This is a genomic window from Antribacter sp. NEAU-D49 (genome assembly GCF_057158775.1).
Genome location: NZ_JBXTSN010000003.1, coordinates 94,841 through 121,606, shown reverse-complemented (window position 1 = coordinate 121,606; position 26,766 = coordinate 94,841). Strand labels below are relative to the sequence as shown.

General features: G+C 73.3%; 24 protein-coding genes. 19 read left to right on the top strand and 5 right to left on the bottom strand.

All coding sequences use genetic code 11. The annotated features are described in order from the left end of the window. The first annotated feature begins 73 nt into the window (after nt 1-73). From AC060K_RS03900 to AC060K_RS03885, 4 genes are all read left to right on the top strand, one after another. Nucleotides 74-802 carry a hypothetical protein gene (locus AC060K_RS03900; RefSeq protein WP_483764148.1) on the top strand — a complete coding sequence of 243 codons (729 nt, stop codon included), beginning with the start codon at nt 74-76 and terminating at the stop codon, nt 800-802. A gap of 12 nt (nt 803-814) precedes the next feature. After that, nucleotides 815-1,834, top strand: coding sequence for a tRNA (adenosine(37)-N6)-dimethylallyltransferase MiaA (gene miaA / locus AC060K_RS03895; RefSeq protein ID WP_483764147.1), 1,020 nt, complete (start codon nt 815-817; stop codon nt 1,832-1,834). Continuing rightward, a complete protein-coding gene (gene dapF / locus AC060K_RS03890) occupies nt 1,831-2,808 on the top strand; it encodes a diaminopimelate epimerase (RefSeq protein WP_483764146.1) in 978 nt (325 codons plus the stop codon). The genes miaA and dapF overlap by 4 nt, the downstream gene beginning before the upstream one ends. 86 nt (nt 2,809-2,894) lie before the next feature. Next, nucleotides 2,895-3,692 carry a TMEM164 family acyltransferase gene (locus tag AC060K_RS03885; RefSeq protein ID WP_483764145.1) on the top strand — a complete coding sequence of 266 codons (798 nt, stop codon included), beginning with the start codon at nt 2,895-2,897 and terminating at the stop codon, nt 3,690-3,692. Here AC060K_RS03885 and AC060K_RS03880 read toward each other — a convergent pair. Beyond that, nucleotides 3,676-4,293 (bottom strand): class I SAM-dependent methyltransferase, encoded by a 618-nt coding sequence (locus tag AC060K_RS03880; protein ID WP_483764144.1) that lies wholly within the window; start codon nt 4,291-4,293, stop codon nt 3,676-3,678. The two genes, AC060K_RS03885 and AC060K_RS03880, sit on opposite strands and share 17 nt — an antisense overlap. 102 nt (nt 4,294-4,395) lie before the next feature. On the opposite strand from AC060K_RS03880, the gene hflX reads away from it, so the two are divergent. The 3 genes from hflX to AC060K_RS03865 all read left to right on the top strand — a co-directional run bounded on the left by hflX (nt 4,396) and on the right by AC060K_RS03865 (nt 9,210). Continuing rightward, a complete protein-coding gene (gene hflX, locus AC060K_RS03875; protein WP_483764143.1) occupies nt 4,396-5,931 on the top strand; it encodes a GTPase HflX in 1,536 nt (511 codons plus the stop codon). Nucleotides 5,932-6,033: 102 nt separating this feature from the next. After that, nucleotides 6,034-8,181 (top strand): ATP-dependent DNA helicase, encoded by a 2,148-nt coding sequence (locus AC060K_RS03870; protein ID WP_483764142.1) that lies wholly within the window; start codon nt 6,034-6,036, stop codon nt 8,179-8,181. A gap of 48 nt (nt 8,182-8,229) precedes the next feature. Continuing rightward, on the top strand, nt 8,230-9,210 hold the full coding sequence (locus tag AC060K_RS03865; protein WP_483764141.1) for an L-lactate dehydrogenase: 981 nt from the start codon (nt 8,230-8,232) through the stop codon (nt 9,208-9,210). A 58-nt stretch (nt 9,211-9,268) separates the two neighbouring features. On the opposite strand, the gene lexA is transcribed toward AC060K_RS03865, so the two are convergent. Beyond that, on the bottom strand, nt 9,269-10,069 hold the full coding sequence (gene lexA / locus AC060K_RS03860; protein WP_483764140.1) for a transcriptional repressor LexA: 801 nt from the start codon (nt 10,067-10,069) through the stop codon (nt 9,269-9,271). A gap of 255 nt (nt 10,070-10,324) precedes the next feature. On the opposite strand from lexA, the gene AC060K_RS03855 reads away from it, so the two are divergent. From AC060K_RS03855 to AC060K_RS03840, 4 genes are all read left to right on the top strand, one after another. Beyond that, complete coding sequence (locus tag AC060K_RS03855; protein WP_483764139.1) at nt 10,325-10,855, top strand: LysM peptidoglycan-binding domain-containing protein; 531 nt, start codon at nt 10,325-10,327, stop codon at nt 10,853-10,855. 127 nt (nt 10,856-10,982) lie between these two features. Then, nucleotides 10,983-11,483: a transcriptional regulator NrdR gene (nrdR, locus tag AC060K_RS03850; protein WP_483764138.1), complete on the top strand. Its 501-nt coding sequence runs from the start codon at nt 10,983-10,985 to the stop codon at nt 11,481-11,483. Between the two features lie 121 nt (nt 11,484-11,604). Next, nucleotides 11,605-11,847 carry a DUF5302 domain-containing protein gene (locus AC060K_RS03845; protein WP_483764137.1) on the top strand — a complete coding sequence of 81 codons (243 nt, stop codon included), beginning with the start codon at nt 11,605-11,607 and terminating at the stop codon, nt 11,845-11,847. 163 nt (nt 11,848-12,010) lie between these two features. Continuing rightward, nucleotides 12,011-14,350, top strand: a complete 2,340-nt coding sequence (locus AC060K_RS03840) for a hypothetical protein (RefSeq protein ID WP_483764136.1) — start codon at nt 12,011-12,013, stop codon at nt 14,348-14,350. 92 nt (nt 14,351-14,442) lie between these two features. Here the strand turns inward: AC060K_RS03840 and serA are convergent, their stop codons facing one another. Together serA and AC060K_RS03830 are read right to left on the bottom strand one after the other, a co-directional pair. Next, a complete protein-coding gene (serA, locus tag AC060K_RS03835) occupies nt 14,443-15,684 on the bottom strand; it encodes a phosphoglycerate dehydrogenase (RefSeq protein WP_483764135.1) in 1,242 nt (413 codons plus the stop codon). Between the two features lie 77 nt (nt 15,685-15,761). Beyond that, nucleotides 15,762-18,038 (bottom strand): HelD family protein, encoded by a 2,277-nt coding sequence (locus AC060K_RS03830; protein WP_483764134.1) that lies wholly within the window; start codon nt 18,036-18,038, stop codon nt 15,762-15,764. A 163-nt stretch (nt 18,039-18,201) separates the two neighbouring features. Here AC060K_RS03830 and AC060K_RS03825 point away from each other — a divergent pair, with 163 nt between their 5' ends. The 5 genes from AC060K_RS03825 (at nt 18,202) to AC060K_RS03805 (ending at nt 23,231) form a co-directional block, all read left to right on the top strand. Next, a complete protein-coding gene (locus tag AC060K_RS03825) occupies nt 18,202-19,539 on the top strand; it encodes a PP2C family protein-serine/threonine phosphatase (protein ID WP_483764133.1) in 1,338 nt (445 codons plus the stop codon). After that, a complete protein-coding gene (locus AC060K_RS03820; RefSeq protein WP_483764132.1) occupies nt 19,536-21,236 on the top strand; it encodes a sensor histidine kinase in 1,701 nt (566 codons plus the stop codon). The genes AC060K_RS03825 and AC060K_RS03820 overlap by 4 nt, the downstream gene beginning before the upstream one ends. Nucleotides 21,237-21,275: 39 nt before the next feature. After that, nucleotides 21,276-21,716, top strand: coding sequence for a response regulator (locus AC060K_RS03815; RefSeq protein WP_483764131.1), 441 nt, complete (start codon nt 21,276-21,278; stop codon nt 21,714-21,716). 181 nt (nt 21,717-21,897) lie between these two features. Further along, nucleotides 21,898-22,827, top strand: coding sequence for a PAC2 family protein (locus AC060K_RS03810; RefSeq protein WP_483764130.1), 930 nt, complete (start codon nt 21,898-21,900; stop codon nt 22,825-22,827). A 200-nt stretch (nt 22,828-23,027) separates the two neighbouring features. Then, entirely contained in the window at nt 23,028-23,231 is a 204-nt protein-coding gene (locus AC060K_RS03805; RefSeq protein ID WP_125775282.1) for a cold-shock protein, read from the top strand. A 152-nt stretch (nt 23,232-23,383) separates the two neighbouring features. Here the strand turns inward: AC060K_RS03805 and AC060K_RS03800 are convergent, their stop codons facing one another. Then, the gene (locus tag AC060K_RS03800) at nt 23,384-24,364 is read right to left on the bottom strand and encodes a spermidine synthase (protein WP_483764129.1); all 981 of its coding nucleotides are present in this window, start codon (nt 24,362-24,364) and stop codon (nt 23,384-23,386) included. Between the two features lie 144 nt (nt 24,365-24,508). On the opposite strand from AC060K_RS03800, the gene AC060K_RS03795 reads away from it, so the two are divergent. From AC060K_RS03795 to AC060K_RS03785, 3 genes are all read left to right on the top strand, one after another. Then, the gene (locus AC060K_RS03795) at nt 24,509-24,937 is read left to right on the top strand and encodes an SAV_6107 family HEPN domain-containing protein (RefSeq protein ID WP_483764128.1); all 429 of its coding nucleotides are present in this window, start codon (nt 24,509-24,511) and stop codon (nt 24,935-24,937) included. Nucleotides 24,938-24,944: 7 nt separating this feature from the next. Then, the gene (gene dinB / locus AC060K_RS03790) at nt 24,945-26,192 is read left to right on the top strand and encodes a DNA polymerase IV (RefSeq protein ID WP_483764127.1); all 1,248 of its coding nucleotides are present in this window, start codon (nt 24,945-24,947) and stop codon (nt 26,190-26,192) included. Between the two features lie 115 nt (nt 26,193-26,307). Further along, nucleotides 26,308-26,733: a DUF3040 domain-containing protein gene (locus AC060K_RS03785; RefSeq protein ID WP_483764126.1), complete on the top strand. Its 426-nt coding sequence runs from the start codon at nt 26,308-26,310 to the stop codon at nt 26,731-26,733. Nucleotides 26,734-26,766: the final 33 nt, after the last annotated feature.

Genomic DNA, 26,766 nt, shown 5'->3' with positions numbered 1-26,766 from the left:
AACACCGAGGTGAGAGCCGTGGGGCGGAGCCGAGATCGCCCAGGGGCGGGCATCGTCGGCGTACGGTGTCACCGTGCTGCGCGCCGTCATCGTCCCCGCGACTCCTCTGCTCGTCCCCGGTGCCGCGGGCCTCGCCGACGTGCTCGGCGACGTGCGGTCGGCGGTCCGGGACGCGCTCGCGGAGCTCGTCGCCCACGGCCGGGTACCGCTCGTCGTGGCGCACGGCCGCGTCCTGCAGCACGGGGTGCTGCGCCCGTCGCTCGCGGGAGCGGGCATCGCGGACGCCTGGTTGCCTGACGCGCTCCGGTCACCGTGGGCCCGCCTGACCTCGACCGGGCCCGCCGCGGTCGCCGGCGTCCCCGCCTCCGTCGCGCTGCTGGCGCTCGCCGACGTGCTCGGCGATCGCGCCGCGGAGGTGCGCACCCTGGAGCTCCCGCCGGACCGGACGAACGCACTGTCTCGCGGGGAAGCCTCCGCCGAGACAGTGAGCTTGTCCGACGACGGCCGGACGAACGCACTGTCTCGGCGGGCTGACCCTGCCGAGACAGTGAGTTCGTCCGACGAAGTTACTGTCTCGGCGGGGGCGGCCGGCCAGGTGGCCGCGATCCTCCGCGCCGCCGACGGACTCGTCGTCGCCGGGGGAGGCGTGCCCGGCGGGATCGACGCCGACCCGGGCGCCCTGGCCCCCGGGGTCGCCGCGGCGCTCGCGGCGGTAGGCGCCGGCTGGACGCCCGAGGTCCGGGCCCTCCCGCAGTCCGGCGACCACCTGCCGCCCGAGTACCGGCTGACGCTCCTGCGCTGAGAGAATCACCCGGTGATCATCGTCGCCGTCGTCGGCCCGACCGCCACCGGGAAGTCGGACCTCGCGCTCGACCTCGCCGAGGCGCTGAGCCCGGGATCGCCGGCCGCCGGGCCCGCAGAAGCCCCCACCGAGATCGTCAACGCGGACGCGTACCAGCTCTACCGCGGCATGGACGTCGGCACGGCGAAGGTCCCGGTGGCTGAGCGCCGGGGGATCACGCACCACCAGCTCGACGTGCTCGACCCGCTCGAGGACGCCTCGGTGGCGCGCTACCAGGCGGAGGGACGCGCCGACCTCGCGGCGATCGAGCAGCGGGGCGCCCGCGCCGTCGTCGTCGGCGGGTCGGGGCTTTACGTGCGGTCGCTGCTCGACGAGATGGACTTCCCCGGGACCGACCCGGACGTGCGCGCGCGGCTGGAGGCGCGCGCGGAGGCCGAGGGCCGCCGCGCCCTGCACGCGGAGCTGGAGGGCCTCGACCCGCAGGCCGCCGCGAGCATCGGCCCGCACAACACCCGGCGGATCGTCCGGGCGCTGGAGGTCATCGCGATCACCGGCCGCCCCTACACCGCCAACCTGCCCCGGCAGGAGTACGTGCGCCCCGCGGTACAGCTCGGCCTCGACTGCGACCGGCCCACCCTCGACGCCCGGGTCGCGGGCCGCGTGGAGCGCATGTGGGACGCGGGCCTGGTCGACGAGGTGCGGGCCCTCGCCAGCGCGGAGCAGGGCGGCACCGGTACCGGCCTCGGGGTGACCGCCGCCCGCGCGGTCGGGTACGCGGAGCTGCTCGCCTGGTGGCGCGGCGAGACGACCGAGGCGGAGGCGCGGGACGCCGTCGTCGCGAACACCCGGCGCCTCGCCCGCAAGCAGATGGGCTGGTTCGGGCGCGACCCCCGCGTGCACTGGCTCGACGCCCAGTCGCCCACCCTGCTCGACGACGCCCTCGCCCTGGTCGCTGCCGCCGACGCCGGGAGGCTCCCGGTCCGCGGGACGGCCTCGGACGACCGGCCCGTCCGCCGTAGTCTGGGGTCATGACGCAGACCGAGCCCGCGACCCCCGCCGCCCGGGCGCGCACGCGCGCGACCCCGTCCGGCCTGCGGTTCGTCAAGGGTCACGGGACCCGCAACGACTTCGTCCTGGTCGCCGACACCCGCGGCGAGCTCGACCTGACGCCCGACCTGGTGCGCCGCCTCGCCGACCGGCGCGGCGGCGTGGGCGGCGACGGCGTCATCCGGCTGGTCCCCACCGCGTCCCTCGCGCAGGCGGGCGAGGCCGTGGCCGACGGCGTCCTCGCCGACGACCCCACCGCGATCTGGTTCATGGACTACCGCAACGCGGACGGCTCCGTCGCGGAGATGTGCGGCAACGGCGTCCGCGTCTTCACGGCTTTCGCCGAGAGTCTCGGCCTGGTCAACCTCGCCGACGGCGGCTCGTTCGCCCTCGGCACGCGCGCGGGCGTCAAGCGCGTCCGCAAGGAGGCCGACGGCTGGTACGCCGTCGACATGGGCCCGTGGTTCCTGCCCGGCGGGCAGGACGCCGCGAGCGGCGGTTTCGACGCCGCCGTGCACGTCACCGGCTGGGACGCCCCGCGCCCGGCGCTCAGCGTCGACCTGGGCAACCCGCACACCGTCGTCGCGCTGTCGAGCGTCGACGAGCTCGAGGCTCTCGACCTCGGCCGCGCCCCCGAGGTGGCACCCGTCCCTCCGCACGGCACCAACGTCGAGCTGGTGGTTCCGCTCGGCGAGGAGCGACTGCCCGACGGCAGCACCGTCGGCCGCGTCCGGATGCGCGTGCACGAGCGCGGGGTGGGCGAGACGCCGTCGTGCGGCACCGGTGCGTGCGCGGCGGCGCTCGCCGTGCGGACGTGGCTCGCGGCGTCGGGCGACGTGCCCGACACCTGGCTCGTCGAGGTGCCGGGCGGGCAGGTGCGCGTGCGCCTGCTGCCGGGCGGCAACGTGGAGCTGGCCGGCCCGGCCGAGCTGGTCCACGCGGGCGAGATCTCCGTCTGACCGGGCGTCGCCGCGGGGTTCGCTGATCGTCTACGCTCTCGCGGACCGGTGAGTACCGGTCGAGCTTCGAGACAGTGAGCCCCGAGATGACGATGACGCCTCTCACCGGGACCTGGTACGCCTTCCTGGCGGCCATGGTGGCCCTCGCGTTCGCCACGCACCTGCTGCTGCGGCACCGGCCGGCCCACGTGCGGCGACGCGCGCTGCTCGGCCTGGCGCTCGCAAACGCCTGCTTCTCGCTGACGTTCCACGTCGCGTACCTGACCGACCCGGCCGTCCACTTCCCTCTGTTCCAGAACCTGCCGCTGCACCTGTGCACCATCGTGTCGGTGTTCCTGCTGCCGCTGGCCGTGCGGTTCGACTGGCAGCCCCTGCGGGCGGTCGTGTTCTTCCCGGGCGCGGTGGCCGGCGCGCTCGCGCTCGTGTCGTGCGCGCCGATGTACTGGGGGCACCCGCTCCTGTCGCTGAAGACGTTCTTCTTCGTGGCGCACGCGCTCAACGCGGTGGTCCCGGCGCTGCTCGCCTCGCTCGGCCTGTACCGGCCGACGGCGCGCGACGCGGTGCTGTCGCTGGGCTACACGGTGGTGCTGGCGCTGTGCGTGCTCCCCGTGACCCTCGCCCTGCGCGCGTGGGTGGACCCGGGGGCCAACTACTTCTACGTGTTCGACCCCGAGGGCGCGGCGATCCTCGTGCTCTTCCACGACCTCATCGGGATCCCGCTCGTCTACGAGCTGCCCGTGCTGCTGGTGGTGCTGCCCGTCCTGCTGCTCCAGGTGGCGGTCTACCGCGCGGGGCAGCGCCTCGCGGAGCGTCGGTCCGGGGTGCGCCGCTACGCCGCCGGGACGGCAGGCGGCGAGCTGCCCGGGTTCACGCGCCGCGCGTGACGCGCAGCACCCGGAACCCCTTCGACGACGCCTCGCGCTCGACCGGGAGCCCGAGCGTCTCGGTGATCCAGCGGGCCAGGGAGTCCGAGCCAAGGTTCTTCTGCACCACGAGCCACCCTTCGGCGCCGTCGGCGAGGCGGGGGAGCCAGCGCTCCAGGAGGGCGTGGAGCGCGTCCTTGCCGATGCGGATCGGGGGGTTGGACCAGAGCCCGGCGAACGCCACGTCGTCGGGCACGTCGTCCGGGAGGACGGCGCGGACGTTGCCCAGGCCGAGCCGCTCCGCGTTGCGCCGCACCAGGTCCAGGGCCCGCTCGTTGACGTCGACGGCCCAGACCGTGGCGTCCGGGGACTCCAGCGCCATGGTCAGCGCGAGCGGCCCCCAGCCGCAGCCCAGGTCCAGCAGGTCGCCGCGCTGCGGCGGGGCGGGGACCTCCTCGAGCAGCACCCGGGTGCCCTTGTCGATCCCGCCGGGGGAGAACACGCCCGACGCCACCTCCACCTCGACGTCGCGTCCGGCGAGACGGACGTCCAGGGTGCGGAGCTCGGCCGCCGAGGCGGGCCGCGCGGTGAAGTAGTGGTCGGTGGTCTCCGGATCCGTCACCGGACGATCCTACGGCGGGCTCCAGGAAAGGCATGGCACCGGGACTTCCTGCCGTGGGATCCTTGTTGTACGAAGCATTACCCCCTGGATGGAAGGCAGTACATGACCCACACCCCGACGAACCCCAGCGCGCCGCTCGGCGAGGAGCCGCACGACGACCTGCGCGACGCCCAGGCGATCGCCAACGACGTGGTGGCCCGGGTGCTCGCTCGGGCAGGGACGGCTCGGTCGGACGGCGAGACCGTCCACATGGAGCACGACGGCGAGCAGCTGGACCTCGAGGAGCGCGTGGCCCTGCGCCGCGTGGCCGGCCTGTCGACCGAGCTCCAGGACGTCACCGAGGTCGAGTACCGGCAGCTGCGCCTCGAGCGCGTGGTGCTCGTCGGCGTCTACGCCGGCGGCGAGGCCGCGGCCCAGGACGCCGAGATCTCGCTCCGTGAGCTCGCGGCTCTCGCCGAGACGGCGGGCTCCCAGGTGCTCGACGGCCTGCTGCAGCGGCGCCAGAAGCCCGACCCCAGCACCTACCTCGGCTCCGGCAAGGCGGCGGAGCTGGGCCAGCTGGTCCTCGCGGTCGGCGCCGACACCGTGGTGGTCGACGGCGAGCTGGCCCCCTCCCAGCGCCGCGCGCTGGAGGACGTGATCAAGGTCAAGGTCGTGGACCGCACGGCGCTGATCCTCGACATCTTCGCGCAGCACGCCAAGTCGCGGGAGGGCAAGGCGCAGGTGGAGCTGGCCCAGCTCGAGTACCTGCTGCCGCGCCTCCGCGGCTGGGGCGAGTCCATGTCCCGGCAGGCCGGTGGCCAGGTCGGTGGCGCGGGCGCGGGCATGGGGTCGCGCGGTCCCGGTGAGACCAAGATCGAGCTGGACCGCCGCCGCATCCGCAACCGGATGGCCAAGCTGCGCCGCGAGATCGACGCGATGAAGCCTGCACGGGACACCAAGCGGCTGTCGCGCAAGCGCAACGCGATCCCTGCCGTGGCGATCGCCGGCTACACCAACGCCGGCAAGTCCTCGCTGCTCAACGCGCTGACGGACGCGGGGGTGCTCGTGGAGAACGCCCTGTTCGCCACGCTGGACCCGACGGTCCGGCGCACCCAGACGGAGGACGGTCGTGTCTACACGCTGGCCGACACCGTCGGCTTCGTGCGGCACCTGCCCCATCAGCTCGTCGAGGCGTTCCGCTCCACGCTCGAGGAGGTGGGCGACGCCGACCTGCTGCTGCACGTGGTCGACGCCTCGCACCCCGACCCGGAGAGCCAGATCGCGGCGGTCCGCGAGGTGCTGTCCGAGATCCCGGGCATCGCCGACGTGGCCGAGGTCGTCGTCCTGAACAAGGCCGACGTGGCCGACCCGGCGGTCGTGGGGCGCATCCAGCGTCGCGAGAAGCGCACGGTGGTGGTCAGCGCCCACACCGGTGAGGGCATCGCGGAGCTCCGCGGCGTCATCGCCGATGCGCTGCCCCGGCCCGACGTCGAGATCGACCTCGTGGTGCCCTACTCGCGCGGCGACCTGGTGCACCGCGTGCACGAGGGCGGCGAGATCGACCATGAGGAGCACGTCTCCGCGGGGACGGCGCTGCGGGGCCGGGTGGACGCCCAGCTCGCGGCCGAGCTGGAGCGGGTCGCGGTCCGCGCCTGACCCGCCCCGCCGTGGGTACGGAATGGTCGCCTCTCCGCTCGGAGGGGCGACCATTCGCGTACCCACAGCGAGGGTGTCGGTGGGCGCCCGTAGGATCATCGAGTGACAAGCCTCGACGACCTCCAGGACTCTCCCGCCGCTGCGCAGGCCCCCGGCGCGGGCGACGTCCCGGACGTCGCGACGCTGCTCGAGCTGGCCGTCGGAGAGCTCGGTGGCAGCCCGCGCGACGGCCAGCGCCAGATGGCGGAGGCGGTCGCCGAGGCGGTGGACACGTCCACGCACCTGCTGGTCCAGGCGGGCACCGGTACCGGAAAGTCGCTGGGCTACCTCGTGCCCGCGGTGCGCCACGCGGTGGCCGCGGAGAGCCGCGTCATCGTGTCCACGGCCACGCTCGCGCTCCAGCGTCAGGTCATCACCCGTGACCTCCCTCTCGTCGCGCGTGCGGTCGCGCCGCGCCTGCCGCGGGAGCCGCGCATCGCACTCCTCAAGGGCTGGCACAACTACCTGTGCGTGCACAAGGTGGGCGGCGGCTATCCCGTGGACGAGCCCACGCTCTTCGACCTTCCGGGCGGCGAGGAGCACCCCGCGGTGCCCGACGCCGGGGTGGCGGCCGGGCCGGGCGGTCCCGGTGCCAAGCGGCGCGGCAAGCGGGACGACGGCGCCACGCTGGCCGACCACGTGCGCCGCCTCCACGAGTGGGCCGGCGAGTCCGACACGGGCGACCGCGACGACCTGGTTCCCGGTGTGCCGGACCGCGCCTGGCGCCAGGTCTCGGTGACGGCGCTGGAGTGCTTGGGGCAGCGGTGCCCCATGCTCGCCGAGTGCTTCCCCGAGCGGGCGCGAGCCGCGGCCCGCGAGGCCGACGTGGTGGTGACCAACCACGCGATGCTCGGGATCGCGGTCTCGGGCAGCCCCAACGTGCTGCCGGAGCACGACGTGGTGATCGTGGACGAGGCGCACGAGCTCGTGGACCGCGTGACGGCCGCGGCCACCGTCGAGCTCTCCATGGCGTCGGTGGAGCACGCCTCCCGGCTTGCCCGGCGGCACGGGGGAGCGGAGACCACGGCGCTCGACGCGGCGGCGCAGGCCCTCGGCACGCTCCTCGTGACCGCCCCGGCGGAACGGTTCCCCGATGGTCTGCCCCAGGCTCTGCACACGGCCGTGGGCGGCATCCGCGACGCGGCCCGCGAGGTGCTGACCCGGCTCAAGCCCGAGGCGGCGGGACCGGGCAAGGCGGGCGGGGCGTCGTCGGGCAGCCAGGGTGACCCCGGGCTCAAGATGGCCCAGGGTGCCATGCTCGCGCTCTTCGAGACGGCGGAGCGCATGGCGGCCGAGGACACGAGCCACGACGTGCTGTGGTGCTCGCGCCCGGACGCCGCGTGGGGCGGGTTCGCCGACGGTGTCACCCGGCTGCACGCGGCCCCGCTGCACGTCTCGGGGCTGATCCGGACGCACCTGCTGGCGGAGTCCACGGGGGTCTTCACGTCGGCCACCCTGGCGCTCGGCGGCACGTTCGAGCCGGTGGCCGGCTCGCTCGGCCTGGGCAGGGCCACCCTGGGCGACGGGGAGGCGGCCGCGGACGCGCCGAGGTGGAAGGGCCTGGACGTGGGGAGCCCGTTCGACTACCCGCGGCAGGGCATCCTCTACATCGCCCGGCACCTGCCGGCCCCCGGTCGAGAGCCCACCACCGAGGCGCAGCTCGACGAGATCGCCGAGCTCGTCGGGGCCGCGGGCGGCCGCACGCTCGGGCTCTTCTCCTCCCGCCGGGCTGCCACGGCGGCGGCGGAGGCGATGCGTGAGCGGCTCGACGTCCCGATCCTGTGCCAGGGCGACGACCAGCTCCCCACGCTCGTCCGGGAGTTCGCCGAGGACCCGGCCACCTGCCTGTTCGGGACGTTGTCGCTGTGGCAGGGCGTCGACGTGCCGGGACCGTCGTGCCAGCTCGTGCTCATCGACCGCATCCCGTTCCCGCGGCCTGACGACCCGGTCAAGGCCGCCCGCGCGCGGGCCGTCGAGCAGGCGGGGGGCAACGGCTTCATGGCCGTCTCGGCGGCGCACGCCGCGCTGCTCCTGGCGCAGGGCGCGGGACGGCTCGTCCGGACCACCGCCGACCGCGGGGTGGTCGCCGTCCTGGACCCGCGGCTGTCGACCGCCCGCTACGCGTCGTTCCTCACGCGGTCGATGCCCGGCTTCTGGCCCACGAACGACCCGGCCCTGGTCCGCGCTGCGCTCACCCGGCTCGACACCTAGCCTGAACGGGACCTCGCGAACCGTCCGGACCTGTCCGAGGAGGACCTCTTGAACGCAGCCGTCCCAGGAACGCACGGATCCGGCCGGACCACCAAGCTGGCGGTCGTCGGCGCGGGCGCCGTGGGCTCGACCCTGGCGTACGCGGCGCTCGCACGCGGCTCGGCCCGGACCATCGCGCTGATGGACGTCAACAAGGCCAAGGTCGAGGCCGAGGTGCTCGACCTCCGGCAGGGCCTCATGTTCACGCCCCAGGCGGAGGTGATCGGGTCCGACGACGTCGCGGTGTGCGAGGGCGCCGACGTGGTGGTGGTGACCGCGGGGGCCAAGCAGAAGCCCGGCCAGACGCGGCTCGACCTGGCCGAGGCGACGATCGCGCTCACGCGCAAGATCCTGCCCGGGCTGGTCGAGGTGGCACCCGACGCCGTCTACGTCATGGTCACCAACCCCGTCGACGTGGTGACCTACGCGGCCCTCAAGATGTCGGGGCTGCCCCGTGAGCGTCTCTTCGGGTCCGGGACGGTGCTGGACTCCTCACGGCTGCGGGTGGTGCTCGCCGAGCGGTGCGGCGTCGCCGTGGGCAACGTGCACGCGTACATCGCGGGGGAGCACGGTGACTCCGAGATCGCCCTGTGGAGCTCGGCCACGATCGCGGGCGTGCCGCTGCTGGAGTGGACGCCCTTCGCGGGCTCGTCGCCGCTCGACGCCCAGGCCCGGGAGGACGTGCACCGCGACGTCGTGGACTCCGCCTACCGGATCATCGCCGGGAAGGGCGCCACCAACTATGCCGTGGGGCTCGCGGCCACCCGGATCATCGAGGCCGTCCTCAACGACGAGCACCGGGTGATGCCGGTGTCGTCGCTGCTCGACGACTTCTACGGCATCAGCGACGTGTGCCTCTCGGTGCCGTCGCTCGTCGACCGGCGGGGCGTCACGGAGAACGTTCCGGTGCCGCTGTCGGACGAGGAGCTTGCCGGCCTGCGCGCGTCGGCGGAGAGCATGCGGGCGGTGCAGAAGCGGTTCGGGCTGTAGGACGAGGAAGGCGCCGGGGCAGTGCGTTCGTCGCACCGCCCCGGCGCTTCCCGTCCCTTCAGAGGCTGCGCAGGACCGCCACGACCCGGCCCAGCACCTGCGCGTCGTCGCCCGGGATGGGGCTGTACGCCGCGTTGTGGGGCAGCAGCCAGATGTGCCCGTCCGCCTTCTTGAACGTCTTGACGGTGGCCTCGCCGTCGATCATGGCCGCCACCACCTCGCCGTTCTCGGCCACCGGCTGGCGGCGCACCACCACCCAGTCACCGTCGCAGATCGCGGCGTCGATCATGGAGTCACCGGCCACCTTGAGCAGGAACAGCTCGCCGTCGCCCACGAGCTGGCGGGGGAGCGGGAACACGTCCTCGACCAGCTGCTCGGCCAGGATGGGGCCACCGGCCGCGATGCGGCCGACGAGCGGCACGTACGACGGCGACGGCAGCCGCTCGTCGTCGCTCGCCGTGGCTGCGCCCCAGTGCTGCTCGGCGGGCGCCGGCGTGCCGGCGGAGGTGTTCGAGCCGCCCGGGTCCACGACCTCCATCGCCCGCGGGCGGTTGGGGTCGCGCCGGAGGAAGCCCTTGCGCTCGAGCGCCATGAGCTGGTGCTTCACGCTTGAAGGGCTCGCCAGCCCCACCGCCTCACCGATCTCGCGCATCGTCGGCGGGTAGCCCCGGGTCTCGACAGAGTGCTGGATGGTCTCGAGCACACGCCGCTGGCGCGGCGTCAGCCGGTCGGCCGCGGCGCCGAGCTCGCGCACCTCGGCGAGCCCCTCCCCGGCCGGGGTCTCCCTGTCGAGCGTGGCGACACTGCTCAGGGCAGCGTCCACGGCCGTGCCGCCGTCGTTGCCGTCGCGTCCGGTCATGACTGAACCCCTCCTGCCCGCGCCGCGCCCGTGTGACGCCGCACCGAATGTGATGCCGCCTACCTGGTGCCACCTGTCGCCAATCCGACATATGTCACCTCGTTGCGCCTCCCACTCTAGGTCACGCTCCGCAATCCATCAAACGAATGTTCGAGCGTGTCTCGACACGGGCGGTCGGTCGTGCTACACAATGGTACGAGCGTTCGACGAACAAGCGTTCTACGCACGTCAGTTCGATCCACGATGGAGGAAGTCATGGGGGCGACGACCATGAGCCCGGCCCGGAGCACCGCGAAGGTGCGTCCGCACCGGGGCGAGCGGCACCTGTACCTCGTCCCGCCGGCCGCGGAGGCCCCGCGGCAGCGGCCTCGGGTCGTGCACCGCGCCGGTGAGCGGCCCTCCGCTGTGCGGCCCGTGCCGACGCCGGCTCCGGTGCCGGCTCCGGCTCCCGAGACCGCGCCGGCTGCGCAAGGGCTCGCGACCCGGCTCGGGCTCGACGGCCTGCGGCTGACCCGTCGCGGTCGTGCGGTCCTGGTGCTGCTCGCGGCGCTCCTCCTCGCCCCGGCTGCCACCTGGGGCGCCACGGCGGTGGCCAGCTCCGCGGAACCTGGCGTCGAGGTTCAGGTGCACGCCGTCCAGCCGGGCGAGTCGCTCTGGGACTACGCCGCCGCGCTCACCGCTCCCGGCGAGGATGTCCGCTCGGCGGTCGCGCGGATCCAGGACCTCAACGACCTGGACGACGCCACGCTCCGCGTCGGTCAGGTGCTCCTCCTGCCGGTGGAATGAGTCACACGGTGGCGGGCGACCAGCCGATATGTTGCGTCGATGTTGCACGGGGGTGGTTTGCCCGCTTACGGTCAAGGCGCGACCGGGGTGCACCCGGTCGATGACCCGACCCCGCAGGAGTGAAGCGATGCACTGTCCGTTCTGCCGCCATGCGGACTCGCGCGTGGTGGACTCGCGGACCGCGGACGACGGCGCGTCCATCCGCCGACGTCGCCAGTGCCCCAGCTGCAACCGCCGGTTCACCACCATCGAGACCGCCAGCCTGTCCGTGGTCAAGCGCTCCGGGGCGACGGAGCCCTTCAGCCGCGACAAGATCATGGCCGGGGTGCGCAAAGCCTGCCAGGGGCGGCCGGTGAGCGAGGACGACCTCGCCCTGCTCGCCCAGCGGGTCGAGGAGACGCTGCGCAGCAACGGCAGTGCCGAGATCGACGCGTACGAGATCGGGCTGGCGATCCTGGGGCCGCTGCGCGAGCTCGACGTCGTGGCCTACCTGAGGTTCGCGAGCGTGTACCAGGCGTTCGACTCGCTGGAAGACTTCGAGAGCGCGATCACGTCGCTCCGGGCGGAGCGGGAGGCTCGCACCGGTGAGCCCGCTGCGACGGACGACGTGCCGGCGGGAACCGCCTGAGTCGCGGATCATGGCGCTGGGTGCCTGCGGATATTCGTTGGCGCGGGCGCGTCCCGTGGGGCACGCTGGTCAGCGGACGGGCCCGCGCCGAGGGACCCCCCGAGTTGAGGAGGTGTTCGGCATGACGTCAGTCGACGGAGCTGCCGGCGAGGAGAGGGCGGCCGGTACGGCTGCCGAGGACGCGGCCGCGGAAGGTCGCCCCACCACGCCGAGCGAGGACATGAAGGCCAAGTTCAAGGCGGCGCTGGACCGCAAGAACGCGGCGAGCCACCGCACGTCCGACGGCGATGCGAACACGGGCTCCGTGCACGCGTCCGAGACCGCCGGACCGGTGCAGAAGATGTTCCGCCGCAAGTCCGGCTGAGCCTTCGGTACAGAGGCCGCCGACCTGGTGAAAGCCGGGTCGGCGGCCTCTGGCTTCCCTGCTGGCGGGTGTAAAGCATCCATATGGGTGAATCCTTGACCTGGATGTGGCATTTGGGTGAACCTGTAGGGGTTTGCTCCGCCGGTGGTCGAGGGGGCCCGCTATGGACAGCACAGCCGAGGACTCGGGACGCGCGCTGAGGCGGTTGAGCAGGGGCCGCTGGCCGGCGTGGCTCGTGGCCTGCCTGGTCCTCACGGCCTCGGTTGTGCTCATACCTGGCGACGACGTCCAGGGTGCGCCGCGCTTCGACGTGCTGTGCACGGAGCTGATCGACGGGATCGAGGGCATCGCGGAGGACCACGAGCTGCCCGGCCACAAGGACTTCCCCGTCAGCCAGAAGATCCCCGACTACGAGTACCAGAACGTTGCCGAGTCGCTGCGTGACAGGGAACCGCCCACGCAGGCGGAGCTCGACGCGCTCGAAGGCGACTACAAGCTGTTCACTCCGGGCACCGAGGAGCACATGCTCCGCCGGTGGAAGGTGTACGAGGGCGACTGGGACTGGGAGAGGTGGCGCAACACCTACATCCCGAACATGTCGAACGACGCCCGTGGCGACGGGTTCCACCGCAACGTCGGCCGCAAGCTCAAGCTCGGCGGACCGGACTGGATGTGCGAGGACACCAAGCTCTGGGACGAGGAGAAGCTCGGCACCGAGCGCCGCTACGACTCGGTGAACCGGGCCAAGAAGCTTGCGTTCGAGCTGAAGTCGGGCGGCTCGCCCCTCAAGCTCGAGCAGCTCCAGGCGGACAAGGCCCTCATGAGCTCGGGCAAGGGCTGGAAGGTGTACTACGTCTTCAGCCAGGCTCCGCTCCCGGGCCAGATCAGTCTGATGAAGGCCTACGGCGTCCAGTACGTCGTGCTGGAGTCCGCGGCGGTGCTGAAGAACCCGCCGAAGGACCCGGACAACAAGTCGATGAACCCGGACCCGAAGCGGCCGACGGGCGGCGCGGCGAAGGACGTGGCCACCCGTTCCGGCCGGACAGCGGCGGAGGCGCGCGAGGCCAGGCGCCTGGCGGAGGACTTCGCGCGGGACCACCGGCGGCAGGGTTTCGGTCCTCAGCGACCCGGGGGCATCGACTGGACGTCGCTGGAGCTGCGGTACGTCGCCGACGACCCGCAGACCAAGGACTTCGGGTACGCGTTCTCGGCCGCCGAGCTTCCCGACGAGGGTGAGGCGGAGCCGTCGTTCGGGGGTGAGGCAGCGCTCGACCTCTCCTCCGACGCGCTGTTCACCTGGCTGGCGCTGGACCCGAGCCAGTTCTGGGTCAACCTCAACCCGGACACGCCGGAGACCATCATCGACGAGGAGCTCGCCACCACCGACGCCGGGCGGGTCCTGCTCGAGGCGGACCTGCGCTTCAAGGAGACGCAGAACCGCTACATGGACCCGGAGACGGACCACGGGCGGGCGTTCTGGGACGGGATGGAGCGCACGGAGGAAGGTCTGATCTGTCACGGGTCGTACCGGATGTGGGTCGAGCCCAAGCCCGCCACGGTCCGTGAGGACGGCGACCAGCTCTACATCCTCGACGCACCGCTCGCGGCGAAGTACGAGCCGTTCGAGATCGACTGGCGGCCGCCGGGGGAGGACCTGTGCGCCGGCGCGCCTCAGGACATCGTGGACCGCAACACCCAGCGGATCGCCGACACGTTCGCCCCGCTGCTCGAAGAGGCGGTCAGCACCGGACCGGAGTACGCAGACCTCCGTCGCGTCTACACCTCGCGGGTGGCCGCGCAGTGGCTGAAGGAGCGTGACGCCGAACGGCCCGGTGCCTTCCACGACGTGATCGGCTCCGGAGACGTGTCGCGATGGCCTGCGCGCACGGCGTGGGACCCGCAGGACATCTTCGACACCTATCTGGAGCAGATGAGCACGCCGCTGTTCCGGTACGAGTGGACGCACGGCGAGATGGAGTACTGGCTCGACATCGCCGGGGGCATCACGCTTCCGGACACACCGCGGGACCCGATGCCGGCGGATCAGTTCGCCACGGAGCACCCGACGCTGCCGACGACCGTACGGGCGTCGGCGCACGACGCGGTCCGCGTGCCTCTCGCCGCCCAGACGGGCGACGCGGTCGGCACGTTCGCGGAACCGGTCGAGAGCATGGCCTGGCTCGGCGGAGCGCCCGTCGCCCAGACGCCCGATCCCGGGCCCAGCGACCCGCCGGATCCTCAGCCGACCGACCCGCCCGGCCCTGCACCGACCGACCCGCCTCAGGGTCCGGGACCAGGCGCGCCACCCGGCGGCGAGCAGCCGCGGCCCGCTGGTGACGGCCCGCAGGCGCCGCCGGCCGACCGGCCCCGCGTCGTGGCGGCGTCGGGCCCCCTGCCCGAGACCGGGTACTCCGGCCAGTGGGCGGCGCCCACGGCGCTGGCTCTCGTCCTTGCCGGCCTGGGCCTCATCCTGCTGCGGCACCGCTGGCCGCGGCAGGAATGACGCCCGTCGCTCCGGGTACGCGAAGGGTCGCCCCTCCGGCGGGAGGGGCGACCTTCGCGTACCCGCAGCGGGAGCGCGGGCGGGGGAGACGGTCAGGCCGGGACGGCCGGTCCCGGCGGGAGCTCCTCATGCTCGAGGTCGTCGAGCAGCCGCAGGCGGATGGTCGTCTCCATGCGGCCCAGCTTCTTGGACGCGCCCCGCTCGGTGACCGCCGAGATGTCCGTGACCACGTAGCCGATCTCGCCGCGCGTGGCGAGCAGCTGCCCCTCGATGTTGGCGCCGTGGTCGGCGAGGATCCGGTTGACCTCCGCCAGCACCCCGGGCACGTTGCGGTGCAGGAGCGCGACGCGGCCCACGCCGGAGGGCGCGAGCTGGAGGTTGGGCACGTTGACGCTGAGCTCGGTGGAGCCGCTCAGCGTGTAGTCGCGCAGCTTGCCGGCCACGAACCGGCCGATCGCCTCCTGGGCCTCCTCCGTGGAACCGCCGATGTGCGGCGTGAGGATCACGTTGGGCAGACCGCGCAGGTCGGACTCGAACGCGTCGCCCTTGGTCTTGGGCTCGTGGGGGAAGACGTCGACGGCGGCACCGGCGATGTGGCCGCTGATGATCGACTCGCGCAGGGCGGCGTAGTCGACGACGAACCCGCGCGACAGGTTGAGGAAGATCGAGCCCTCGCGCATGCGGGCGAACTGCTTGGCGCCGAACATGCCCGCGTTGCCCGACCGGCCGTCCACGTGCAGCGTCACCACGTCGGCGGTCTCGAGCAGCTCGTCGAGCGTGTCCATGCGGTGGGCGTTGCTGAGGGCCAGCTTCTCCGCGGTGTCGTAGAAGACGACGCGCATGCCGAGGTTCTCCGCGACGATCGACAGCTGGGTGCCGATGTTGCCGTAGCCCACGATGCCGAGCGTGCGGCCGCGCACCTCGTGCGCGCCGTTCGCCGACTTGTCCCACACGCCGTCGTGCAGCATGCGGTCCTTCTCGGTGAGGCGGCGCGTCAGCGCGATGATCTCGGCGAGGGCGAGCTCCACGACCGACCGCGTGTTCTGGAACGGGGCGTTGAAGACGACGACCCCGCGGGCCGCTGCCGCCTTCAGGTCGATCTGGTTGGTGCCGATGCAGAACGCGCCGATGGCCTCCAGCTGCGGGGCCTCACGGAGCACCCGCTCGGTCACGTTCGTCTTGGACCGGATGCCGAGGACGGACACGCCCTGCAGCGCCTCGATCAGCTCGGACTCGTCGAGAGCACCCTTGCGGGTCTCGACCTCGAACCCTGCGGACTGCAGGATCGAGACGGCGAGGGGATGGACGTTCTCGAGGAGGAGGGCGCGCTGCACGAGCACCATGGTGCGCCCCCGCCGGAGGATGTGACAAACGCGTTACGCCGTCCGTCCGCCTGCTGGGACGGCACGGCTCACACTTCGGTGGAAAAACCCTCGGGCAGATCCCTCGAGTGCGTGACCACGAGGCGCTGCGTGGGACGCGTCATCGCCACGTAGAGGTCCGACGTGCCGCCGGGTCCCTCGGCGATCTCGGCGGGCTCCACGAGCACGACGGCGTCGTACTCCAGGCCCTTGGTCTCGCGTGGCGTCACCACCGTGACCTGCGCGTCCTCGGGGCGCTGCCGGGCGAGGCGGGCCGCCTCGTCGGCGCCCAGGGCCGAGGGCAGCGCCTCGGCGAGCGCGGCGGTCAGGGCCGCGGCCCGGTGCGCGACCGCCACGACCGCCACGCGACCCGCCTCGGCGCCCACGAACTCCTTGGCGAGGGCGACCGCCTCGGCGACCACGGCGTCGTCGGCCACCGCGGGGCGGGCCGTGCTCCCGGACCGGGACCGGACCACCACGAGCGAGCCCGGCACGTCACGGGCCGCGCGCAGGCGCGACACGGGGAGGCCCGCCGCGGTCGCGACGCGCTGCGCGGTGTCGGCGATGCCGGCGGGCGTGCGGTACGAGATCGTGAGCTCGGCGAGGCGCCAGCCCCCGCTGCGCAGCACCGGGTCGAGCTGGGCGGGCCACGAGCGGGCGCCCGCAGCCGACGACGTCTGCGCCACGTCGCCCACGATGGTGAGCGACCGGGTGGGGACACGCCGCACCAGCATGTGCCAGGCCATGGGGGACAGCTCCTGCGCCTCGTCGACCACCACGTGGCCGTAGGTCCAGGTGCGGTCGGCGGCGGCTCGCTCGGCCGTCGTCAGGCGCGGCCCGGTGGCGGCAAACCGGGAGGCGAGCGTCTCGGCGTCGACCAGGCCGCCCCCGGCGCCGCTGTTCTCCAGCACCGTCCGCGCGTACTCGAGCTCCTGGGCGCGCTCGGCGTCCCGGGCGCGGGCCTCCGCCTGCGCGATCGAGTCGTCCTCACCTAGCAGCTCCGCCGCCTCGTCGAGGATCGGCACGTCCGACTCCGTCCACGGGGAACCGGGCTCGCGGAACAGCAGCTCCCGGTCCCGGCGCGACATCTCCGGAGCGGCCTCGGCGAGGCGGTGCGGCTTGGCGAAGAGGTCCTCGACGAGCTTCTCGGGCGTGATCGGGAACCAGGCGAGGTTGAGGGCCACCCGGATGTCGCGGTGCGACCGGAGGTCCTCCATCACCGCGGCACGGTCCTCGGCGGCCAGCTGCTCACCCAGCATGTCGCGGTACTGGTTCGCGAGGCGGCCCAGCATGTCGCGCACGAACGTGGCACGGGCCGCGTTGTGCGGCTTGTGGGCGCGGCGCGCGTGCCCGATGGCGTCGCGCACGTCACGGCGCCGGACCACGAAGTCGTGCCCCTCGACCCGGACCGTCAGGTCCCGCTCCGGGACGCGCTCGCGAGCACGCACCGCGTGGCGGACGATGTCGCGCCACGCCAGGCGGCCCTTGATCTCGGCCACGCGCCCCTCGTCCACGGCGGTAGCCCGGATCCCGGGCAGCAGGTCACCCACGGTGGAGGACACCACCCCGGTCTCGCCCAGCGACGGCAGCACCTGGTCGATGTAGCGCAGGAACGAGCTGGACGGGCCCACCAGCAGCACGCCGGAGCGCTCCAGCAGGCGGCGGTGCGCGTACAGGAGGTACGCGGCACGGTGGAGCGCCACGGCCGTCTTGCCGGTGCCGGGACCGCCCTGGACCACGAGCGCGCCCGAGAGCTCCGACCGGATGATGCGGTCCTGCTCGGCCTGGATCGTGGCCACGATGTCGGACATCCGGCCCGTGCGCCCCGTCGCCATCGCGGCCAGCAGGGCGCCCTCGCCGGAGAGCGTGGTGGCGTCGACGTCGGCCGACAGGTCGAGGACCTCGTCCTCCACGCCGGTGACCGTGCGGCCCGACGTGACCAGGTGCCGGCGCCGGTGCACGCCGTGCGGGTGCAGCGCCGTGGCCCGGTAGAACGCCTCGGCGGCCGGTGCACGCCAGTCGGTCAGGAGCGACCGGTGCTCCGCGTCCGTGAGGCCGATCCGCCCCACGTACCGGGTGCCGCCCTCCGCCAGGTCCAGGCGGCCGAAGGCCAGCCGGTCCTCCACGGCGTCCAGCTGCGCCGCCCGGTCCTCGTAGTGCGTGGCGAACGCGTCGCGCTCGCTCCGGTTCTGCGGCGTGCCCACCGCACCCGTGAGCCGGACCTCCCGCAGACGCCCGCGCGTGGTACCCCGCAGCTCGTCGAGGCGGGCGTAGAGCACGTCCACGACGGCCTGCTCGCGCTCCAGCTCGTCTCGAATGCTCGTCACGCGCACCTCCGTACTGTTCGACGATCGCCCCCTGGTGGCGGCGACCGCTTCCGGCCTGACGACCGGCCGTCCATTATTGCCCATCGGCGCAGCGTCGCGTGCCTCCCGGCGCACCGGCGCGGGCACACTGACAGCCGGTCAGGACGCGGCTAGGATCGCCGCCATGGTGAGCGGCGGGGCAACCCCTGCGAGGTCCGACGACGGCCTCGGACCCACGCACGACGCGCCGCTCGGCGAGCCCTTGACGATCCTGCTCGTCGAGGACGACGACGCGGACGCGCTGCTCGTCGGCGAGCTGCTCAAGGACGCCGAGGTCGAGGCCGCGGTGCAGCGGGTGCGGAGCCTCGACGAGGCGCTCGCGGTCCTGTCGCTCGTCCAGGTCGACTGCCTCCTGCTCGACCTCGGGCTGCCCGACGCGGAGGGTCTGGGAGCCGTCGAGCGGGTCGCCGCCCAGATCGAGGCGCTCCACGTGCCGCCCGCGATCGTGGTCCTCACCGGTCAGACCGGCGACCACCTCGGCGTGCGCGCGGTGGCGGCGGGCGCGGACGACTACCTCGTCAAGGCCGAGACGGACGGCCCTATGCTGGCCCGGTCCCTGCGCTACGCGATCCTGCGGCGCCGGTCCGCCGCCCAGCAGCTCGCGCTGTACCGCAGCGAGGTGCGCGCGGCGGAGACGACCCGTCTCGAGCGGGCGCTCCTGCCCAAGGAGCTGGTCCGCGACGAGAAGGTCTCCGTCCGCGTGGGCTACCTGCCCGGCGGGAACGGGCTGCTCGGCGGCGACTTCTTCGACACCGTCGAGCGCGAGGACGGCACCCTGTTCACGGTGATCGGGGACGTCGCCGGGCACGGGCCCGACGAGGCCGCGCTCGGCGCGGCCATGCGCACCGCCTGGCGCACGCTCGTCCTGTCGGGCGCGGACCCGGACGACGTGCTGCCGCTCATGGAACGCGTCCTCCTGCCCGAGCGGGGGCGTCCCGAGGTCTTCGTCACCATCTGCCAGGTGGTCGTCACACCCGACCGGGGCGCGATGGACGTCTACCTCGCGGGCCACCTGCCGCCGCTCCTCGTCACCGGCACCGGCGACGCCCTGCGGTGCGAGGAGATCTCGCCCGCCGACCGCGGGCGGGCCCTCGGCATCCCCGTGCGCGGAACCTGGCGCCCGCGCCGCGTCGACCTCACCGAGCCGTGGACCGCCGTCCTGTACACCGACGGGCTGGTCGAGGCGTCGGTGGTCGACGGGACCGTCGTGGAGAGCGCCGCCGGCCTTCCTCGGCACCGCCGCCTGGGGGCGCCCGGCCTGCGCGCCGTCGTCGCGGAGGAGCTCGCCCGGGGCACGGACGAGATCGTCAACCGGGTGCTCCGCCGCGTCCGCGCGCTGCACGGAGGCCCGCTGGTCGACGACGCCGCGCTGCTGTTCGTCGGCTGGGCCGGCCACGGTGCCACCGCCCGCGGCGAACGGACCTCCACCCTGGCCGACTCCGTGGAGTGGTCGCGCCTATGACGGTGCTCTCCGAGCCGTGGGAGCGCACCGCTGACGGGGTCTCCATGCGGCGACGGCTCGCCCGCCTGCTCGGTGCGATCGCCGCGATGCTCGCCCTGGCGCTGACGGTGGCGCTGCTCGCCCTCACCCAGGCGCGGAGCCTCGGCCACCGCGTGGAGGGCACCTACTACGACGCCATCGTCCAGGGCGACAACGCCACGATCGCCCTCCGCGACGCCGACGCCGCCGTCCGGGCCTACGTCGCGACCTGCGACCCTGCGGCTCTGGGCCAGTACCAGCGGGCCCTCGCCGGTGACCCGGGCGACGAGGGGACCGGCCCGGCCGGGCTCGACCTCCTGGACGCCCATACCCTGGCGGCCCTCGAGCGGGAGGAGAACCCGGAGGTCCACCTCCGGTACCGGCCCGCTGCGGAGAGCGTCGACCTGTGGGTCGGTACGGTCGGCAAGGCGTCGGTCGACGCCGTCGCGACCGCCCGGCAGGAGGCGGCCCGCGGAGGGCCGTCCTGCCCCGAGCGGGCCGCGGTGCTCGCGCCGGCACCCGTGCGCGCCGAGCTGTTCCTGCGGCAGGCGCAGCGCGACGTGGCCGAGTACCTGGACGAGGTGAAGGCCCGGCGCGAGGCGGCGCTCGCCACGCAGGACCAGTGGAACCAGCTGCTGCTGGGGTCCGTCGTCACGCTGGTGCTCGTGGTGGTCCTCATGGGCACGCTCATGTGGCTGGCGCTGGAGACCTGGGTGATCAAGCCGCTGCAGCTGCTGTCGGCGTCGGTCCGGGTGGTCAGCGGCGGGGTGCTGGAGCGGGAGATCCACCCCGACGTGGGGGTGGGCGAGGTGGCGGTGCTCGCCGCGCACGTGGAGACCATGCGTCGCGAGCTGGTGCACCAGGTCGACGAGATCCGGCTCTCGCACCAGGAGATCGAGGACGCCCACCGCCGCCTCAGCCTCCAGACGGAGGAGCTGGGGCGGTCGAACCGCGACCTGGAGCAGTTCGCGTACGTCGCGTCGCACGACCTCCAGGAGCCGCTGCGCAAGGTCGCCAGCTTCACGCAGCTGCTGCGCAAGCGGTACGGCGGGCAGCTCGACGAGACGGCCGACCTGTACATCGACTACGCCGTCGACGGCGCCAAGCGGATGCAGCAGCTCATCCAGGACCTGCTGGCGTTCTCGCGGGTGGGCCGGGTCACGGGCGCCCGGACCGACGTCCCGCTGGAGGAGCTGCTGACGGCGTCGGTCGCCGACCTCGACGAGATGATCCGCGACAGCGGCGCCGTCGTGACCCACGGGCGGCTGCCGGTGCTCCACGGCGAGCGTGCGCTGCTGAGCCAGCTCGTCACCAACCTCGTGAGCAACGCCGTGAAGTTCCGCCACCCGGACCGCCGGCCCGAGGTCCACGTCGACGCGCGGGCGATGCGCGCCCACTGGGAGATCTCCGTGGTGGACAACGGCATCGGCATCGACCCGCGCTACACCGAGCGGGTCTTCGTGATCTTCCAGCGCCTCCACGGCCGGGAGGACTATCCCGGCACGGGGATCGGCCTGGCCCTGGTCAAGCGGATCGCGGAGCACCACGGGGGCCGGGTCTGGATCGAGCCGACGCCGGGCGGCGGGACGACCGTGCGCTTCACGCTGGCGCGCACCCCGTCCACAGGTGCGGCGGGGCGTGCGTCGACCGAGCGGGCCCAGTCCACTACGCTCGGGTGATCCGGCCTGGTCAGGGCCGACGCATCGGGGGGCAGGTTGATGGCGGAGGGCCAGAAGGTGGTCGAGATTCTCCTGGTCGAGGACGACCCGGGCGACGTGCTGATGACGCGTGAGGCGTTCGAGGACTACAAGATCGCCAACCGGCTCTCGGTCGTCACCGACGGGGTGAGCGCGCTGGAGTTCCTGCGGCGCCAGGGCGAGTACGCGGACGCCCCCGTCCCCGACATCGTGCTCCTGGACCTCAACCTGCCCCGCATGGACGGCCTCGAGGTGCTCGCCGTGGTCAAGAACGACCCGGCCCTGCGGCACATCCCGGTGGTGGTGCTGACCACGTCGGACTCCGAGGAGGACATCATCGGTTCCTACTCCCTGCACGCGAACGCCTACGTGACCAAGCCGGTGGACTTCGAGCGGTTCATCGACGTGGTGCGGCAGATCGACGACTTCTTCGTCTCCGTGGTGCGGCTGCCCGGGCGCTGAGCCGCTCACCGGCGGAGCCGTCCGTTCCGGAGGAGAACCTCCCGTCAGGTCCTGTGAGGACACGCCGGTAGGCTGCGCCGGTGGCGAGGGCGCGCACGAGTTGCGGGCAGCGGGAAGCATCCGAGCCTGCCTCGTTGTTAACTCCCTCGAAGGACGACGCACGTCAGGAGGATGAGGCCAGGTGCTGGACCCGCAGGGCATCTACGAGGTCGACAAGGCAGCGGTCGCCCGGACGCTGGGGGAGGGTTCTCCCAGCGGTTCCGACGGCCCTGTGCTCGTGCACGCGGTCAAGGGCTTCGTCGACGCCGGGGCGGCCGGAGAGCTCGCCGTCGCGCACGCACGGTCGGAGCTCACGGCGGAACGTCTCGTGACGTTCGACATGGACCAGCTGCTCGACTACCGCTCCAAGCGCGCCACGTTCACGTTCGACACCGACCGCTGGGCCGACTACGAGGAGCCGTACCTCGTGCTGGACCACGTCACCGACGGTGAGGGCACCGGCTTCCTGCTGCTGCACGGGGTCGAGCCCGACCTCCAGTGGGAGCGCGTGGTCGGAGCCGTCCGCCAGCTGGTGGAGCGGTTCGGCGTGAGCCTCACCGTGGGTCTGCACGGCATCCCCATGGGGGTGCCGCACACCCGCCCCCTGTCGCTGACGGCGCACGCCACGCGGTCCGGCCTGGTGGACGACTACACCTCGTGGTTCGGCTCCGTGAAGGTGCCGGGCTCGCTCGCCGCGCTGCTGGAGTACCGGCTCGGGCAGGCCGGCCACGACGCGCTGGGCTTCACGGTCCACGTGCCGCACTACCTGGCGCAGTCGCAGTACGCGCCGGCGGCGGTCGTGGCGCTCCGCCACGTGGAGCGCGCCACCGGGCTCGACCTGCACGTGTCGGCCCTGGACGCCGCCGCGACGGACGCGACGCTCGAGGTCGAGAAGCAGGTGCAGGAGTCGAGCGAGGTAGCCGCAGTGGTCAAGGCGCTCGAGGAGCAGTACGACGCGTTCGCCCGCTCCGTGGGCCGGACCAACCTCCTCGCCGAGACCACGCCGCTCCCCACCGCCGACGAGCTCGGCGCGGAGTTCGAGCGCTTCCTGGCACAGCAGAACGGCGACTGAGCGACGCACCCCGCGACACACGGTGTCAGAAATGTGCGTGTTCTGTGGCGTCGGTGAGTGAGCCATGCCACACTGGCGCCGTTGCACGTGCGTACCAAGGCATGACCCGTCCGTTGGTCGTGAGCACGAGGGATGCATTGCGGCACGGTGGCGGGCAGCGGGCCCGTCGCCGGATCCCGGACGGAAGGTCGAAGGACAGCATGGCGCAGGGTTCTGTGAAGTGGTTCAACGCGGAGAAGGGCTACGGGTTCATCGCCCAGGACGGCGGCGGCGCTGACGTCTTTGTCCACTACTCCGCCATCGAGACGAACGGGTACCGCACGCTCGAGGAGGCCCAGCGGGTCGAGTTCGAGATCACCCAGGGGCCCAAGGGCCCGCAGGCCGAGCAAGTTCGCCCGCTCTGATGCGTCTGGGCCGGACGCGCTGAGCGTCCGGCGGTACCGGCAGAGGCCGCGCCCCCTCGGGGACGCGGCCTCTGTGCTGTCCCCGTGCCGCCGCCCCTGGGGTTGTCAGACGCTCTCCGGCGTATTCGCCGGGGAGCGTCTGACGACTCGGGTCAGAGGAGCGGGTCGGTCGGCAGGGGCGCGGCCGTCCCGGCGAAGCGCGTGACGTCGTCGCCGACGAGCAGGGTCGCGGGCACCGGCAGCGTCCGCAGAGCCCGCCCCAGGGCAGGGTCCCGCAGGTCGGGGGCGGGCCTGCTCGCGTCCGTCCCGCCGTCGGCCTGCCCGACGCCGGAGCTCGCCTCGGGCGGGTCGGCCGCCTCGTCCTGGGGCTCCGGCACGGCCCGGACCGCCGCGAGCACCACGTTGCCGTAACGGCGCCCCTTGAGGACCGCGGGCTCGGCGACCGCGGCCAGCCGGCCCTGGTCGGCGGCGCCGGGCCCGAAGACCGCGGCGAGGCTCGCCACCTCGCGGCGTGCCACGGTGAGGGGTGGCCGGTCGGCGCAGTTGACCAGCAGGACGCCGCCCGGGCGGAGGACCCGCCGGGCCTCGGCCGCGAACCCGGAACCCACCAGGTGCCCAGGCGTGCTGTCCCCGGCGAAGACGTCGCGGACCACGACGTCGTAGGACTCGTCGGGGAGCGAGGCGAGGGCCCGGCCGGCGTCGTCGGCCCGCAGGCGCAGCCGTGGGGCGCGGGGCAGGGCGAACCAGGCCCGGACCAGCTCGAGCAGGCGCGCGTCGAGGTCGACGCCGAGCTGCCGCGAGTCCGGGCGCTCGTGCTCCACGTGGCGCGCGAACGCGCTCCCGGCCGCCCCGAGGTGCAGCACCCGCAGCGGGCCGCCGGGGAGCAGCGCCACCACGGCGGCCATCTGCTGCATGTACTCGAAGTCGAGAAACCCCGGGTCGTGCAGGTCGAGGCTGGAGCTCGGCACGCCGTTGACGTGCAACGTCACCCGCTCGGGGTGGTCGGGGTCACGCACCGCCTCGGCCGTTCCGGTGTCGATCGGGACCGGTCCCGCCGGAAGGTCCGCCGGGAGTGTCAGAGGTCCGGAGGAAGATGAGGAGCGTCGGACGGAGCGGGCGGTGCGGCGGGCCATGGGCCCAGTCTCTCGCGCTCCGCCCGGCCGCTTGACAGAGTAGAACGCATGTTCGATAGTGAGGCGAGGATCGATCGAAGGAGGTCGGCGATGGGTGGGACGCAGGAGACGTCGAGGGCTCAGGCTCACGTGATGGTCCCTCGCATGACGCCACGTGTGGTGCCGCCCGCGGTCAAGGACCTGCTGCGCCGGGCTGACGCCGAGCTTGCGGCGGCGGCCGCGGCCGACGACCCGGGGGACCGGTTCGTGCACGGGCACCTGGCGGCGATCCGGTCGGCGGCGGCGGTGGTGGCCCTACGAGGTCGTCCCGCGCGGCGCACCGGCGTCCGCACGGTCTGGGAGATGCTCGCGCACGTCGAACCGGACCTGGCCGCCTGGTCGGGCTACTTCGCCTCCGGCGCGCGGCTGCGCGCGGCGGTGGACGCGGGGCGTTCGGGCGAGGTCGAGCCCGCGCGCGCCGACGAGCTCCTCGCCTGCGCGGAGGACTTCCGCGACGAGGTGGCCATGCTCGTCGACCCTGACGCCGGGTTCTCCCGTCAGCCCCGTCTCGCCCTCGTCCCTGCCGCCTCGTGAGCAGGCCGTGAGCAGGGGTCCGCGCGCCGCCGGTGCGCACCGTGACTGGGGCTCCGACGAGTCGGGCTGTGCGGTGCTCCACCTCGACATGGATGCGTTCTTCGCGTCCTGCGAGCTCGCGCGCCGGCCGGAGCTGCGCGGACGTCCCGTGATCGTCGGCGGGCGTGACCGCGGCGTCGTGCTGGCGGCGACGTACGAGGCGCGCGCCTTCGGTGTGCGGTCGGCCATGCCGATGACGAGAGCGCGGGTGCTCTGCCCGCAGGCGGTCGTCGTCCCGCCGGACCACCACCTCTACCACGACGTCTCGCGCTCGGTCATGGAGCTCCTGGGGCAGGTCACGCCGCTCGTGGAGCAGATCAGCGTGGACGAGGCGTTCCTCGACGTGAGCGGCGCCCGCCGGCGTCTCGGGCCACCTACGGCCATCGGGGCGGCGCTGCGTGACCGGATCCGCGCCGAGCACGGCGTCACGGCGTCCGTGGGCATCGCCAGGAACAAGTTCGTCGCGAAGCTGGCGTCCACCCACGCCAAGCCGGACGGGATGATGCTGGTCCCGGTCGACGCCACCATCGACTTCCTCCACACCCTGCCCGTCGGTGCGCTCTGGGGAGTGGGCGAGCGTACGGAGGAGGCTCTCGCGCGGTGGGGGATCACCACTGTCGAGCAGCTGGCGCACACCGACCTCCTGAGCCTGCAGTCGGCCGTGGGGTCGGTCACCGGGGCGCACCTGCACGACCTGTCGTGGGGGCGGGACCCTCGTCCCGTCGTCCCCGGGCGGGAGGAGCGGAGCATCGGCGCCGAGACCACGTTCGCCACCGACCAGCACGACGCGACGGTCGTCGAGCGCCGGGTGCTCGAGCTCGCCGACCGGGTCGCCGCCCGGATGCGGCAGCAGGGCGTCGTGGCCCGCACCGTGTCGGTGAAGGTGCGGACGAGCGACTTCCGCACCCTCAGCAGGTCCCGCACCCTGAGCGCCCCCACGGACGTGGCGCGTGAGGTGTACCTCGTGGCTCGCGAGCTGGTGGCCGGCGTGGACCTGCGCGGGCTGCCCGTGCGCCTCGTCGGGGTGCGCGGCGAGAACCTGCAGCGCCGGGAGGGGTCGGTGGGGCAGCCCACGCTCGAGGAGGCGAGCGACCCCCGCGGAGAGGCGCAGCGCGAGGCGGAGCTCGCGCTGGACGCCGTGCGCGAACGGTTCGGGCGGGCGGCGATCGGTCTCGGAGCCCCGGGGCGGTCATTCGAGCCCTCCAGGCCCAGGTAGGATAGCTAGACCTGGGAGAATGACCCTGATATGACCAGGATGTCGACTACCACGTACGGCCCGAGCGGCTTATCCTGAAGTAGACACTGTTCCTTTGCGAGATCCGGGGGTCTCGATGCCTCTGTCCGAGTACGAGCAGCGTGTGCTGGAGCAGATGGAGCGCGCACTGACCTCTGATGACCCGCGGCTTGCCAACACGCTCCAGTCGACAGGTCGGCGCTCACCGCTGCGCTTCGTCCTGGCGGGAGCCGGCGTCGTCGTCGGTCTTCTCCTGCTGGTCTACGGCGCAGCCAACGGTGAGACGTTCGGCACCATCGTGGGAGCCGTCGGGTTCATCCTGATGTTCGCCGGAGTGACGTTCGCGATCACCGGCCCGCGCAAGCCCAAGCAGGGCACGCTCGGGCTCGTGAACCCGGACGGCAGCGTCCGGCCTGGTCCGCAGGCACCGGCCAAGGGCAAGCGTGGAGGCGGCTACGCCGGATTCCTCGCTCGGCTCGAGGAGCGGTGGGACAAGCGGCGCGGTCAGGACGGTCGAGGCTGACCTCCTGACTCCGCGAACCAGCACGGCCCCGTA

What these genes read in the sequence shown, in the direction of transcription:
- dapF (WP_483764146.1), top strand. Translation starts at nt 1,831, where the DNA reads ATGACGCAGACCGAGCCCGCGACCCCCGCCGCCCGGGCGCGCACGCGC.
- AC060K_RS03885 (WP_483764145.1), top strand. Translation starts at nt 2,895, where the DNA reads ATGACGATGACGCCTCTCACCGGGACCTGGTACGCCTTCCTGGCGGCC.
- hflX (WP_483764143.1), top strand. Translation starts at nt 4,396, where the DNA reads ATGACCCACACCCCGACGAACCCCAGCGCGCCGCTCGGCGAGGAGCCG.
- lexA (WP_483764140.1), bottom strand. Translation starts at nt 10,069, where the DNA reads ATGACCGGACGCGACGGCAACGACGGCGGCACGGCCGTGGACGCTGCC.
- AC060K_RS03855 (WP_483764139.1), top strand. Translation starts at nt 10,325, where the DNA reads ATGGGGGCGACGACCATGAGCCCGGCCCGGAGCACCGCGAAGGTGCGT.
- nrdR (WP_483764138.1), top strand. Translation starts at nt 10,983, where the DNA reads ATGCACTGTCCGTTCTGCCGCCATGCGGACTCGCGCGTGGTGGACTCG.
- AC060K_RS03845 (WP_483764137.1), top strand. Translation starts at nt 11,605, where the DNA reads ATGACGTCAGTCGACGGAGCTGCCGGCGAGGAGAGGGCGGCCGGTACG.
- AC060K_RS03840 (WP_483764136.1), top strand. Translation starts at nt 12,011, where the DNA reads ATGGACAGCACAGCCGAGGACTCGGGACGCGCGCTGAGGCGGTTGAGC.
- AC060K_RS03825 (WP_483764133.1), top strand. Translation starts at nt 18,202, where the DNA reads ATGGTGAGCGGCGGGGCAACCCCTGCGAGGTCCGACGACGGCCTCGGA.
- AC060K_RS03820 (WP_483764132.1), top strand. Translation starts at nt 19,536, where the DNA reads ATGACGGTGCTCTCCGAGCCGTGGGAGCGCACCGCTGACGGGGTCTCC.
- AC060K_RS03815 (WP_483764131.1), top strand. Translation starts at nt 21,276, where the DNA reads ATGGCGGAGGGCCAGAAGGTGGTCGAGATTCTCCTGGTCGAGGACGAC.
- AC060K_RS03805 (WP_125775282.1), top strand. Translation starts at nt 23,028, where the DNA reads ATGGCGCAGGGTTCTGTGAAGTGGTTCAACGCGGAGAAGGGCTACGGG.
- AC060K_RS03800 (WP_483764129.1), bottom strand. Translation starts at nt 24,364, where the DNA reads ATGGCCCGCCGCACCGCCCGCTCCGTCCGACGCTCCTCATCTTCCTCC.
- AC060K_RS03795 (WP_483764128.1), top strand. Translation starts at nt 24,509, where the DNA reads ATGACGCCACGTGTGGTGCCGCCCGCGGTCAAGGACCTGCTGCGCCGG.
- AC060K_RS03785 (WP_483764126.1), top strand. Translation starts at nt 26,308, where the DNA reads ATGCCTCTGTCCGAGTACGAGCAGCGTGTGCTGGAGCAGATGGAGCGC.